Origin of the sequence: Segatella maculosa OT 289 (assembly GCF_000243015.1) — a bacterium.
Taxonomy (GTDB): domain Bacteria; phylum Bacteroidota; class Bacteroidia; order Bacteroidales; family Bacteroidaceae; genus Prevotella; species Prevotella maculosa.
Genome location: NZ_JH594500.1, coordinates 233,853 through 247,338, shown reverse-complemented (window position 1 = coordinate 247,338; position 13,486 = coordinate 233,853). Strand labels below are relative to the sequence as shown.

The 13,486-nt window shown below is 44.2% G+C and carries 8 protein-coding genes and 2 tRNA genes; 6 read left to right on the top strand and 4 right to left on the bottom strand.

Going from position 1 to position 13,486, the window contains the following annotated elements; translation table 11 throughout:
• Positions 1 to 30 precede the first annotated feature (30 nt).
• Together HMPREF9944_RS00900 and HMPREF9944_RS00895 are read right to left on the bottom strand one after the other, a co-directional pair.
• Positions 31 to 1,593 carry a sensor histidine kinase gene (locus tag HMPREF9944_RS00900; protein WP_008563795.1) on the bottom strand — a complete coding sequence of 521 codons (1,563 nt, stop codon included), beginning with the start codon at positions 1,591 to 1,593 and terminating at the stop codon, positions 31 to 33.
• 167 nt (positions 1,594 to 1,760) lie between these two features.
• Positions 1,761 to 3,923, bottom strand: a complete 2,163-nt coding sequence (locus tag HMPREF9944_RS00895) for an elongation factor G (RefSeq protein WP_008563794.1) — start codon at positions 3,921 to 3,923, stop codon at positions 1,761 to 1,763.
• A gap of 142 nt (positions 3,924 to 4,065) precedes the next feature.
• On the opposite strand from HMPREF9944_RS00895, the gene hemW reads away from it, so the two are divergent.
• From hemW to HMPREF9944_RS00870, 5 genes are all read left to right on the top strand, one after another.
• A complete protein-coding gene (hemW, locus tag HMPREF9944_RS00890) occupies positions 4,066 to 5,220 on the top strand; it encodes a radical SAM family heme chaperone HemW (protein WP_008563793.1) in 1,155 nt (384 codons plus the stop codon).
• A 461-nt stretch (positions 5,221 to 5,681) separates the two neighbouring features.
• Positions 5,682 to 5,754, top strand: a tRNA-Lys gene (locus HMPREF9944_RS00885).
• 30 nt (positions 5,755 to 5,784) lie between these two features.
• A tRNA-Lys gene (locus tag HMPREF9944_RS00880) sits at positions 5,785 to 5,857 on the top strand.
• 100 nt (positions 5,858 to 5,957) lie between these two features.
• Complete coding sequence (locus HMPREF9944_RS00875; protein ID WP_008563791.1) at positions 5,958 to 8,186, top strand: alpha-N-acetylglucosaminidase; 2,229 nt, start codon at positions 5,958 to 5,960, stop codon at positions 8,184 to 8,186.
• A 6-nt stretch (positions 8,187 to 8,192) separates the two neighbouring features.
• On the top strand, positions 8,193 to 9,272 hold the full coding sequence (locus tag HMPREF9944_RS00870; RefSeq protein ID WP_008563790.1) for an acyltransferase family protein: 1,080 nt from the start codon (positions 8,193 to 8,195) through the stop codon (positions 9,270 to 9,272).
• 330 nt (positions 9,273 to 9,602) lie between these two features.
• Here the strand turns inward: HMPREF9944_RS00870 and HMPREF9944_RS00865 are convergent, their stop codons facing one another.
• Together HMPREF9944_RS00865 and HMPREF9944_RS00860 are read right to left on the bottom strand one after the other, a co-directional pair.
• Positions 9,603 to 11,138, bottom strand: a complete 1,536-nt coding sequence (locus HMPREF9944_RS00865) for an OmpP1/FadL family transporter (protein ID WP_044113213.1) — start codon at positions 11,136 to 11,138, stop codon at positions 9,603 to 9,605.
• Between the two features lie 30 nt (positions 11,139 to 11,168).
• Positions 11,169 to 12,215 (bottom strand): hypothetical protein, encoded by a 1,047-nt coding sequence (locus HMPREF9944_RS00860; RefSeq protein ID WP_044113115.1) that lies wholly within the window; start codon positions 12,213 to 12,215, stop codon positions 11,169 to 11,171.
• Between the two features lie 140 nt (positions 12,216 to 12,355).
• On the opposite strand from HMPREF9944_RS00860, the gene prmA reads away from it, so the two are divergent.
• Entirely contained in the window at positions 12,356 to 13,216 is an 861-nt protein-coding gene (prmA, locus tag HMPREF9944_RS00855) for a 50S ribosomal protein L11 methyltransferase (RefSeq protein ID WP_008563785.1), read from the top strand.
• Positions 13,217 to 13,486 lie beyond the last annotated feature (270 nt).

Below are 13,486 nucleotides of genomic sequence, written 5' to 3'. Positions count from 1 at the left end.
AAGTTAATATTCTATTTTATAACTCGATTTTTATTGTTCTATAAATGGTAATTTTATCGTGAAAGTCGTCCCGTTTCCATATTCGCTGTCTACATAGATTTCTCCATCGTGCAAATCAACCATTTTCTTCACATAAGCCAACCCTAAGCCAAACCCCTTGACATCATGTACATTTCCAGTATGTACACGATAAAACTTATCGAAGATTTTTTTCAAATTATCCTTTTTAATACCAAGTCCCGTGTCTTTTATCGATATACAAACTTTCTTTCCCTCATTCCATGTCTTCAAATAAACATTCAATGGCAGGTCTGGCTTCTTATATTTCACGGCATTGTCCAACAGATTAAAAATTACATTCTGGAAATGCATTTCATCCACATATATCTTAGAATCAACTGCCTCTATATCCGTATACACATTTCCTCCCGTATGCTCCACACGCAATGTAAAGGAATTACCTATGCCTTCAACCATTTCATTGATATCTATCTCGCGTTTTTTCAATACAGCCTTTTTTCGATCGTACATGCTCATTTGTAATACCTTTTCTACCAAGAAACGCAATCGCCTACTTTCATCATTGATGACACCTCCCAAATGGGTCATCATCGTCTCGCTCTTGGTAACACTTTGATCATTCAGCATCTGAGCAGCCAACGATATACTTGCAATCGGTGTTTTCAACTCGTGCGTCATATTATTAATAAAGTCATTCTTAATTTCACTATAACGCTTTGAACGGAATATAATTACAATTGTAAAGATAAACGTGACTAACAATACCAACGTAAATATAATACTTGGTATCATAAAACGAACGCTAGAAAAGATATATGCATTCATATCCGGGAAATGAATCTTTACAACACCCATCTTAGATTGGGGATCATTCCTGAATAAAACTTGTGAATAAGTAAACTCTTCTCCTTCATCAGAATAATCTGGGCAGCGATAGACCTCTCTGCCATCTTGAGTTGAAACCGTAAAGTGATAAGGTATATTAATCCCATTATTCATCAGTTCCGCCTTGAGGTCTTGATCAAGTAGTTTGAAGTTTATTCTTTCTTTCAAAGGCTTGTCCGAAGCTGAATAAAGAATAGAATAAACAACTTCGTCCAACAAAGCCTTTTGATAGACATAACGATTCTTGATAATCTCCTGCAATGACTTCGAAGCCTCTGATATTGAATTCTTGTCTGTTTTTAGAATCATTCCCTTGGGCATCGCCGATGGTTTTGTAGAAATCGTCTTAAGTTCAAATGAAGAATAGATAGTTCCATCTTTACCTATCGTAGAATACTGATGACTTTGCTGTATGGTACCATCATTGGGTTGCCCTGACCTTGTTCCAACAGAATCCTGTACAAAAGAACGACGTTCGGTTTCCTTGACGTCTTTTTCTAAATATCGTAACGTTTCATTTAATTCAAGATTACGCGAAGCCTGGTAGAGCGCACGATTGACAGATTCGTCAAATTGCTCTTTTTTCATCTCAGCCATTTCCTGAATATAACTCAATTGCAGGAATAACAGCCCCATAAACGAAAGCCCCATGATGATGGCTATTGTCCATATTGTTCTTTGCTTCATACAGACAAAGGTATATCAATTCTTAATTCATTAACACCATAATGTTAAATATATATAGATTATTCAATGAATTTAACGAATCAATATATCTATAAATAAAAATATAGTACTAAAAAAGAGACGGAAATTATTATTCCGTCTCTTTTCCATTACATGATTAGCGTAAATTATTCGTCGTCTTTTGATAGTTCCGTTGCATGTTCGTCTATCAAAGCTGCCTGAAGCTCCGCAGGAACAAGCTCATAACTTGCAAATTTTGTCGTGAACGAAGCACGTCCTCCCGTTAATGAACTTAAAGAGATACTGTAATTACTCAGTTCCTTCAAAGGTATCTTGGCTTGGAGTTTTTGATAACCGGCCTCTGCATCCATACCCATAATTAAAGCTCTCCGACCTTGCAAATCACTCATGACATCTCCCATGAAGTCTGCCGGAACATAGACCTCCAAGTCGTATATGGGTTCCAAAATCTTTGGTCCGGCATTACGGAAAGCATCAGCGAAAGCATGACGTGCAGCCAACATAAACGAAAGCTCATTGCTGTCAACCGGGTGCATCTTGCCATCATAGACAACCACACGGACATCACGAGCATAGCTCCCTGTCAACGGACCATGTTCCATGCAATCCATGACACCTTTTAATATAGCAGGCATGAAGCGGAGATCGATGGCGCCACCAACCACAGAGTTAATGAAAACAAGCTTACCGCCCCATTCCAAATCTACAACTTCCTTGCCCTTGATGTTTACTTTGAATTCCTGTCCGTTGAAATTATAAATCGTAGGATCTGGCATTCCCTCTGCATACGGCTCAATGATGAGGTGAACCTCGCCAAATTGTCCGGCACCACCACTCTGTTTCTTGTGTCGATACTCGGCTTTTGCTTTCTTGGTTATCGTTTCACGATAAGGTATCCTTGGTTCTTCATATTTCACTTGAAGTTTTTCATTGTTCTCCAGACGCCACTTCAAGGTCCTCAAATGGAACTCTCCCTGACCATGGACAATAATCTGACGCAATTCTTTGCTTTGTTCTAAAACCCATGTTGGGTCTTCCTGGCGCATTTTTACTATCGCAGCCATCAGTTTTTCTGTATCTTGCGAATTGACAGCCTTGATGGCCCTGCTATATTTCGAATTAGGATATTTAATGAAATTAAATCGCCAATCACAATCTTTTCCGTTTAAGGTATTGCCAGTCTTTACATCTTTCAACTTAACAGTACACCCAATATCACCAGCGTTCAGCTTATCAACCGCTATACGATTAGCACCGGCACAAGCATAAATTTGTCCCATCCGTTCGCGGCTTCCACGATCGGCATTCGTCAGGTCATCGCCGGGCTTTACGCTTCCGCTCATCACCTTGAAATAACTAACTTCACCGATATGAGGCTCCATTCCGGTTTTAAAGAAATATAAGCTCGTCGGACCAGAAACCTCGGGAGCGACTTCTTCGCCGCGCGTATTATGCAGCTTCGGCATCTCGTTAACAAATGGAACTACATTGCCTAAGAATTCCATTAAACGCTGTACACCCATATCTTTCCCCGCACAGACACAAAAGACCGGGAATATACTGCGTGTGACAAGCCCTTTTCGAATGCCTTCTCGCATCTCATCTTCTGTCAGAGACTCCGATTCAAAGAATTTCTCCATCAAAGTTTCATCGTTCTCTGCTGCCGCCTCGACCAAAGCTTTATGAAGTCCCATGGCCTTATCCATTTCTTCTGCCGGAATATCCTCAATGATTGGCGCACCACCTTCAGGCTTCCATGAATATTTCTTCATCATGAGTACGTCAATCAAAGCATTAAATCCGGCTCCTGTTTGTAATGGATACTGTATTTGAACACACTTCGGACCGTAAATATCCCGCATGGTCGAAATGATAGCATCGAAATCACACTTGTCACTATCAAGCTGGTTGATTAAGAAAATAACAGGCTTATTTAGTTTCTCCGTATACCGAAAGAAATTCTGTGTCCCAACCTCTGGTCCATATTGCCCGTTAATAAGAATAACAGCCTCGTCAGTCACATTTAAAGATGTAATGGCACCGCCGACAAAGTCGTCACTTCCCGGACAATCTATAATATTAAGCTTCTTATTGTTCCACTCGACATGAAAAACTGTTGGGAATACCGAGTAGCCATATTCCAACTCTACCGGGAAATAATCGCTTACGGTGTTCTTATTTTCCACACTTCCGCGACGTTTAATGACTCCCGCTTCAAAAAGCATACTCTCGGCAAGCGTTGTCTTGCCGCTGCCCGCACTGCCAAGCAGTGCGATGTTCTTAATTTCATTCGTTTGATAAACTCTCATATCAAAAGATTTAAAGTGTTAGTAATCATTCATGGTTGATAATGACTTCACGTATCATTATTGGCCTCTAAGATAGAAAAAAAAGAGAGAACAACCAAAAATATTTTAGGAAAATTAGTAATTTTGTATGAAAAAAGAGTACATGTCAGGTCTGTATATACATATACCATTTTGTGCGAGCCGTTGTATATATTGCAATTTCTATAGCACAACACAACAAATGCTCCAACAACAATATGTGGATGCACTCTGTCATGAAATGAAGTTACGCCAAGCCGAGCTTGCAAAAGATTGCATCCACTCCGACCATAAAATCAAAACCATCTATTTGGGTGGGGGTACTCCCAGTTTACTTACAGAAAAGCAATTGTCACAATTGTTTGCATGCATTTCCAAAGTGTGGTCGAAACACTTGGATTTACAGGAAGTAACGATTGAATGTAACCCCGATGATGTGACGACCGCTTATGCTATCACCCTCAAAAACCTGCCCATCAACCGTGTAAGCATGGGCGTACAGACCTTCGACGACGACCGTCTTAGTTTTCTTAAACGCCGGCATAACCGCGAAGATATATTGCATGCCGTGCAAAACTTACGAGATGCAGGCATCGAGAATATAAGCATAGATTTGATATTCGGGTTTCCCGAAGAGACACTTGAGGCGTGGCAATCCGATTTACACGAGGCAATCAGTCTCAATGTTGAACACATCTCTGCATATAGCCTGACCTATGAAGAGGGCACACCACTCTTTCACTTGTTAAAACAGCGAAAGATAAAAGCGATAAGTGAGGAAACTGATTTAGTAATGTATGATAGCCTGATAGACACACTCGCGAATACTGGGTACGAACACTATGAAATCAGCAACTTCGCACGACCCGGTTACCGAAGCATACACAACAGCAACTACTGGCATGAAATCCCATATATGGGCGTAGGAGCCTCTGCCCACAGTTATAACAAAAGCACGCGCAGCTGGAATATCAGCGATATCAACGCCTACATTGACAGCATTCAAAACAATGAACTGCCGCGAGAGTCCGAGTATTTGGACTTGAATACGCGCTATGACGACTTGGTGACGACTGCACTCAGAACGTGTGAAGGAATCAACTTGACCGATCTTCTAAAACAATATGGAAGAAAATACCATGATTATATGCTTCATGAGGCACAACCACATTTGAATTCCGGCTATATGCAAATTAAAAATCATCACCTTTCGCTCACAAGAAAAGGTCTTTTCACTGCTGACGACATCATGAGTGACCTGATTTATATTGAAACCTAAAACAACCTGTGTTACCAGATGGCTGGGATTGATAAGTCGGGACACACGGTTCGTTTGCCCGTCCAAGATGAATTGAGGATATATCACACATATTTATTTGAACAGACGTATGAGCCGTGAGTTCCTACACCTTTCATGCGGTTTGTCGTATCAGCCAAGCGATATAGTGAACCGTAGCATTTTCTCCCACAAAGAAATTCATTCCTCCCACAAAGGTGTTTTATTTCACAATCCAATCTCAACCATTTTAGCTTGCAAAGTCAGCCATATTAGGCCACAAAATGGCTGAGATTGAGTCACAAAATGGCTGAGATTGGGTTGTAAAATGGGTGAAACTGTAAAACAGATGACAGATTGTCCGTGTTTTTTTCAAAAAAAGAGCGCTTTTGTTTGGCTGTTTAATGAAAAGAATGTACCTTTGCACACGCAATTCGGAAAGCAATATCCGAGGTGAAACAAATGCACCCTTAGCTCAGTTGGTAGAGCAACTGACTCTTAATCAGTGGGTCTAGGGTTCGAATCCCTAAGGGTGTACATTTGAAGATTACCGGAAACATTGCATTTGCACCCTTAGCTCAGTTGGTAGAGCAACTGACTCTTAATCAGTGGGTCTAGGGTTCGAATCCCTAAGGGTGTACAAAGAGAGATAGATTTTATCTCTCTTTTTTTGTTTTATAGCAAAAATGGCCATAAGAAATTAATTAAATTGCCTACCTTTGCAAATAAAAGTGAATGACATGAGAAACCTTATTATCGCATTATTTTGCCTGACGAGCGTCGTTATATCGGCTAACCCGGTAGAGAACCTGCTGGAGCGTATTGAAAGAGGAGCAAGCAAGAAATTCAAAACCCAATTGATTAAAGGCCCGACAGACTTCTTTGAACTTTCGCAAGAGGGAAATAAAGTCGTCATAAAAGGCAACACGTGGGTGAATATTGCCACCGGACTGAATTGGTATCTGAAATATCATGCCGGCATACACTTGACTTGGAACAACATGACTGCAAACCTTCCGGAACGTCTGCCGCAAGTAACCCAAACAGAACGACACGAAACCGACTTGAAGCTGAGGTATGATTTCAATTATTGTACCTTCTCCTACTCCATGGCCTTTTGGGATTGGGAACGCTGGCAAACAGAGATTGACTGGATGGCACTGCATGGTGTCAATCTTCCCTTGGCCATTGTGGGCGAAGAGGTGGCGTGGCGTAACATGCTATTGAAGCTGGGTTACACCAAGAAAGAAATCGGAAAGTTCATTGCAGGGCCTGCATTCCTCGCATGGTGGGAGATGAACAACCTTGAAGGTTGGGGCGGTCCGCTGCCCGATTCTTGGTATAAACAACAGGAAACGCTACAGAAGAAGATTCTTCAAAGAATGCATGAGTATGGCATGGAGCCCGTGTTGCCGGGCTTCTGTGGTATGATGCCCCATGATGCCAAAGAGAAATTGGGACTTAATGTCACTGACGGTGGCAAATGGAATGGCTACACTCGGCCCGCTAATCTGTCGCCTACCGACAGCCAGTTCAACAGGATTGCCGACCTTTATTATGCCGAGCTGACACGACTTTATGGCAAGGCCAATTACTATAGCATGGACCCTTTCCATGAGAGCAACGACGATGATGCCTTGGACTATGGCAAAGCGGGAAGTGTGATGCTGGAGGCGATGAAACGTATCAACCCAAAAGCAACATGGGTTATTCAAGGATGGACAGAAAACCCGCGCCCGCGTATGATACAAGATATGAAGAATGGCGATTTGCTGATATTGGATTTGTTTTCCGAATGCAGACCCATGTTCGGTATTCCCTCTGTGTGGAAACGAGAGAAAGGATACGAGCAGCACGATTGGTTGTTTTGCATGCTTGAGAACTTCGGGGCAAATGTGGGGCTACATGGACGTATGGACCAACTGATTCACAATTTCTATAGCACCAAGAAGCGAAGCCCAAATACACAACATTTGAAAGGTATCGGCTTTACGATGGAAGGTTCAGAGAACAATCCCGTGATGTTTGAACTCATGAGCGAACTGCCATGGCGACCGGAAATATTCAAAAAGGAAGATTGGGTCAGAGGTTATGTGAAGGCAAGATACGGCAGGAAAGATGAGACCATCGAGCGTGCATGGCTCTTGCTTGCAGAAACGATTTACAATTGCCCGGCCGGAAACAATCAGCAAGGTCCACATGAGAGTGTGTTTTGCGGCAGACCGGGGTTGAATAACTTTCAGGTGAAGAGTTGGTCTAAGATGAGAAACTATTACGACCCGCAAGCTACCTTGGAAGCAGCCCGACTCATGGCAAGCGTTTCCAGTCGTTACAAAGGCAACAATAACTTTGAATACGACCTAATAGATATCTGCCGGCAGGCTCTGGCCGACCAAGGTCGTTTGCAATATCTCAAGACCATCGCCGATTACAATGGATTCAGCCGTGCAGCCTTTGCGAAAGACGCAAAACGTTTCCTTGATATGATACTATTGCAAGACAGGTTATTGGGCACAAGAAAGGAATTTCGCTTGGGACATTGGACGGAAGCAGCAAGAAGTCTTGGGACAACGCAGGCCGAAAAAGACCTCTACGAGTGGAATGCCCGCGTGCAAATAACGACATGGGGAAACAGAACTTGTGCCGATAACGGCGGACTAAGAGACTATGCGCACAAAGAATGGCAGGGCATTCTGAAAGACTTCTATTATAAAAGGTGGAAAATCTATATGGATGCGCTTGCCAAGCAAATGGAAGACAACACGCGAAGCAACGAAGATGCGCTCGGCGGAGGAGCGAATGCCAACAAAACCGCCAACGAACTCTTTGAGATGGCCCTACCGAAAGGCCCGCAGATTGATTGGTATGCCATCGAAGAGCCTTGGACACTGCAACACAACACCTACCGAAGTCAGCCCGAAGGCGACGCCATTGACATGGCAAAGGAAGTAATCCAATTCTTGAAATAAGACGATATGGAAAAGAAAAGACTCCTCTCCCTTGACGTGCTTCGCGGAATGACGGTTTGTTTGATGATACTTGTGAACAACGGCGCCGGCGAACACATTTATTCTACGCTGCAACACAGCAAATGGAACGGAATGACACCCTGCGACCTCGTCTTCCCTTTCTTTCTTTTCATCATGGGTATATCCACATTCCTCAGCCTGAAGCAGACAAACTTTGCGTGGAACAGGCAGACAGCATGCAAGATTGCCAAGCGAACGGTGCTCTTGTTCGCAATAGGTCTGTTCATCAATTGGTTCGACCTACTGCTGCAAGGCCGTGCCTTAGACTTCGAACACCTCCGGATATGGGGTGTCATGCAGCGAATTGCCATCTGTTATGGTGCCGTCAGCGTCTTTGCGCTCAGCATCAACCACAAACGTACCCTACCCCTGATTGCAACGCTGCTGATTGCCTACGCTATGTTCCTGATGCTCGGAAACGGTTATGCCTACGACAGCCAGCAAAACCTTATCGCACAAATCGACATTCACCTTTTCGGCCAAGCACATCTCTACCATAAAAGCCCCGTCGACCCCGAAGGACTTGCCAGCAGTTTGCCGGCTATAGCCCACACGCTCATCGGCTTTTACTGCGGCAGACTGATGGCTATGGCCCGAACGACGGAAGAGAAAGTGCTGAAGTTCATGTTAGTCGGCGGCGTCCTTGTTCTCATCGGCTATCTGGCGAGCTTCGGCCTACCACTGAACAAACGCATCTGGAGTCCGAGTTACGTCTGCATAACCTGCGGATTGGCCGCAACATGCTTGGGCCTCCTGATGTACGTCATCGATATGAAAGGCGTCTCACGCTCGCGATTGACCTTCTTTCTTGTCTTTGGCACCAATCCTTTGTTCCTCTATGTCGTCAGCGAACTGCTCTCCATCCTGTTCGGCAGCCGGGCATGGAAGGAAGAGTTATACGGCACGCTTCATGCCATCATCGTCAATCCCTATCTTGCTTCATTGGTATATGCACTGCTCTTCACCCTGCTCCATGCAGCCATCGGCTACCCGCTGTGGAAGAAGAAAATCTACATCAAGTTATAAACGAATCGTACCTTCAGTGGAAGTACAAGAGGACTCCCAGTGGAGGTACGATAGGACTCCTATTGGAGGTATGAAAGGACTTATACTTAGAGTCCTTGAGGATAGATAGTATCTATAGGAGAGGATAGATAGTATCTATGCAACAGGATAGATAATATGTATAGGAGAGGATAGATAGTATCTATACGACAGGATAGATAATATGTGTACAATAGGAATGATTTTGAAGGTCAAGTTAGATGTGGGGGCCAAATCGGACCGATATAAGGAATAATGGGAACAAAATAAAAGGAATTTGCCGAGAGACAAATTCCTTTTATTGTTTATTGGTCAGAAGCGGTAGCCCAATGTCAGGAGCAACTGATGACGCTTGTTGTTCACTTTGGTCATGGTTGCGATGTTGTCCTCCGGAGACGACGTATTACTTTCGTAATAGTTCATAAACGGATAGAAGTCCCCTTTCTGTGCACTGTACTGATAAGCCAAGTCGATATTGAAATTCTTAGCCGTATAGCCTAAGCCGCAAGTGAGACGGTTCGTAGCTTTCCAATTCACAAAGCTCGTAGAACTTGCATAGTATGAGCCGGGAGAAGCAACGGTTCCATTCTTCGCACCATTCTCATTGAACATCGCACTTAGGTAATTATAGCCCACACGTACCGCCAACTCGGGCATAACCTTGACCTCGGCTCCCAACTTCAGCGTGTGAACGCCCTTCAACGTGGCCTCCGTGTGCGCATTCATCGCCTTATCTCTGTGGCTGTTCTCGTAATAAGAACCAGACCAAGAATCATAATAACCGCCATCTTTGATGCGTGTGCTGATGGCTCCGTAGTCGGCATATTCGTAAGTGGCACCCAAGGCAATGAAGTTGTTTATCGTATGGCCCAAGCTCAAGCCGAACTTCCAAGGCGTGTCTATTCTGAAGTCATAGGATTCATTCGTTGGTTTTGCTACATTTCCGTCGGTCATCGTCGAATAGTTCGATGTTGTCAGGTCATACCATGTCGGCGTATGGATATAAACACCCAATCTGAATGCGCTTGCGTCGAACGGACGGAAGACAGCGCCGAACTTTACGTCATATCCCGTACCCGTTATCTCGCGATTGTCGTTCAAAGTCAGGCCTGGGATATTATCCCTGTTGGGTGCAAAGTTCTCAGTGTATTCGGAATAGTTACGATAATGCACATCGTGCAGCCCAACGGTCAGGCCCAAGTAAACGCGGTTGTTGATGTTTCCGCTCATGTTGAAATCATATTCGCCGATATAACCCTTGTTTTCCTCATTATAGAGATAGCCTGTCGCCGGGAAGTTATAGTACTTCTTATCCTTGTTATTATAAAGCAGATTCTCCATATAGAGGTTATCTATCTGATTATAGGTCATGCTTTTCTTATCAGTAAAGATGCCCTTGCGATACTTCTGATACGTCAGTTTGTTCTGTGATGCATTATCCAACGTGTTGGCTGCACTTAAAATCTGGTCGAAGTTACGGCTCTTGTGATAGTTGAAACCTATGTTGAAAACCGAATTCGAGGTTTTATTGAGCATATATACAAAGCCTATCTGGTCGAAACTGGCATTCGTTTTACCTAACGAATTGAACTTTGTTGCGTCTTGCTGGCTGACAAGTCCAAAAGACATGTCGACCTTCGACTTACGGAACAGACCTATACCCGCAGGATTTGTGCCCATCGTCGATATATCGGCCCCCAATGCTTCCATTGCACCGCCCATACCAACATAACGGGCCGTACCGTTCAAATCGTTATCAACGAGCTTCGTATTCTCATAAGTCTCCTGAGCCATTGCAGGCAACCCACATAGGGAAAGCACTGCAATAGAAATATATAACTTTTTCATATCCATTCTTTTACTTTGTTGTTTTATAGCTTATCTACGTCCGCCGAACGAACCACCGGAAGAGAAGCCTCCGCCACCTCCGGAGAAGCCTCCTCCGGAATGACCGCCTGAGAATCCGCCGCCGGAATGAACGCTACCACCGAACGAAGAGCCCGAGTTAAAGCTGCCCGAATTATAGGAACGAGTGGGAACCTGATTATAGGAACCGCGCGAGGGGCTGTTATTGTAAGAGCGTGAAGGTATGTCCGTGTTGCCATTGTTGTAAGAACGACTGCCCCCCACGGCCCTTGAGCCTCCGAACATGTCGCTGTTACCGACACGAACGCCCGGTGTTGACGACATAGAAGAACGGCTACCGCTGAAACGACTACGCGCTTCGCCGAACGAACCGGCTGGGAACGAAGTTGAATTGGAAGCATAACTATGGTTCATCGTGCCTGTCGGACGATTATAGCTTACGTATCCACTATAATAAGGATAGCCATAATAACCGCCATAATAGCCGCCGTAATACCATGGACTGTACCATCCGCCATACCAACCAGCATAACCATAGTATGGATAGCCATAACCATAGCCGTAGTAACCATAATACCATGGATCATACCAAGGGTCATAGAATGGGTCGTACCAGCCATAACGCCAGCGAGGGCCATAGCCCCAATAAGGTCCAAAGCCCCATGAATAACTGTAATACCACGGATTATAGAAACCATCCCAACGACTCATGCGCTGTGTGTATCTATAATCGTCGGCATCTGTCATGGAATCATAATACTTCCCGACAAAGGTGGTGTCGATATACGTGGAATCGGGATAGACACCCTTGCCCTTGGAGAACTGAATAATGTCGTTTCCCTTTCCATCAGTGCCTATCTTCTGATAGTGACTCCAATATTTCCCGCGACGATTGTACTCATCAACGCTGCGGTCACTGCCTGAATAATAGGTTGATTTTTCAACCATAGGGCCGGTTTCCGAACTCTTTTTCGGTGTGAAATAGAGGTCGTCGTCCTGTGCCATCATTGATAATGGCAAAAATCCGGCAAGAACTGTCATGAGAACAAGCTTTTTCATATTATTGTCTCCCTATTTAATTACACTTATTTTCAGTTACAAAATTATTTATTCTTCTATTGCAAAAATAAGGAAATTCCCTAATCGGCGATAGGTTTTTCCCTATTTTTTATATATTTGCACCAAAATTAAACAACATTATGAAGTATTTCGAGATTGATTTCAAGCTGGAATGCAACCCAGAAACTGCTGATGACGCACGCGCTTTGCTGGCAGATGCAGCCGGAGAAGCCGGTTGTGAATCGTTCGAAGACACTGAAAACGGACTCAAAGCATTCGCCCAAACGGAGAATTGGAATGAAGACGTGATGAAGAAGGCTATCGAACATTTTATTATACCGGGCGTTCACATCACTTATATAGTGAGAAATGCCGATGATAAAGACTGGAACCAAGAATGGGAGGCACAGGGCTTCGAACCTATCGACATTGAGGGAAGACTCTTGATTTGCGATGCCAAGAAGCCTGTTCCCGCCACAACCGGCAAGACAGAGCATGTTTTCATCGACGCAAGATTGGCCTTTGGGACCGGAACACACGAGACAACGAGGTTGATAGTCTCTACCCTGCTCCACCAGAACCTGAAAGGTAAGCGTGTGATCGACTGTGGTTGTGGCACCGGAATATTGGGGATTGTCGCCGCGAAGCATGGAGCAAAGTGTGTTATCGGATATGATATAGACGAGTGGAGCGTGGAGAATTCCCGGCATAATGCCTCACTCAACGGCGTAGAAAATATGGAGGTGTACCATGGTGATGCCAATGTACTGAACCATATCAGCGGGGTTTTCGACGTTGTCATGGCCAACATCAACCGCAACATACTCTTAAACGATTTGGAAACTTTCAAGAATGTCATGGCCAAAGGCGGCTTGCTGATACTCAGCGGCTTCTATGCGGCCGACATTCCCTTGCTTCTGAAGCATGCACGACAACTTGGATTGGAAGAATTCGGACGGAAGCAAGAGGGCGATTGGGCCTGTCTTATCCTTACGTTGTAGGCGCTTCGTGTGCGCTATCGTCCAAATGGTTATCCTTTTTGGTTCATTCAGAAAACAAGTCCGTCTCATATCGCCCGACAAAATGGCCCATTTCACCGCGCAATATGGCCCATCTTACGCGGTGAAATGGCTGATATTGAAGGCTAAAATGGCTGATATTATGAACTGATAGTAAGGCATTGATTATCAACATCTGCCCGATATGCTTTCAAGATCTTGACATTTACGGGTCATAAACTTGTGGTTTACGATTGACAAGCTTGTGGTTCT

Excerpts from the sequence above, each read along its gene's own strand:
- HMPREF9944_RS00900 (WP_008563795.1), bottom strand. The coding sequence starts at position 1,593 with ATGAAGCAAAGAACAATATGGACAATAGCCATCATCATGGGGCTTTCG.
- HMPREF9944_RS00895 (WP_008563794.1), bottom strand. The coding sequence starts at position 3,923 with ATGAGAGTTTATCAAACGAATGAAATTAAGAACATCGCACTGCTTGGC.
- hemW (WP_008563793.1), top strand. The coding sequence starts at position 4,066 with ATGTCAGGTCTGTATATACATATACCATTTTGTGCGAGCCGTTGTATA.
- HMPREF9944_RS00875 (WP_008563791.1), top strand. The coding sequence starts at position 5,958 with ATGAGAAACCTTATTATCGCATTATTTTGCCTGACGAGCGTCGTTATA.
- HMPREF9944_RS00870 (WP_008563790.1), top strand. The coding sequence starts at position 8,193 with ATGGAAAAGAAAAGACTCCTCTCCCTTGACGTGCTTCGCGGAATGACG.
- HMPREF9944_RS00865 (WP_044113213.1), bottom strand. The coding sequence starts at position 11,138 with ATGAAAAAGTTATATATTTCTATTGCAGTGCTTTCCCTATGTGGGTTG.
- HMPREF9944_RS00860 (WP_044113115.1), bottom strand. The coding sequence starts at position 12,215 with ATGAAAAAGCTTGTTCTCATGACAGTTCTTGCCGGATTTTTGCCATTA.
- prmA (WP_008563785.1), top strand. The coding sequence starts at position 12,356 with ATGAAGTATTTCGAGATTGATTTCAAGCTGGAATGCAACCCAGAAACT.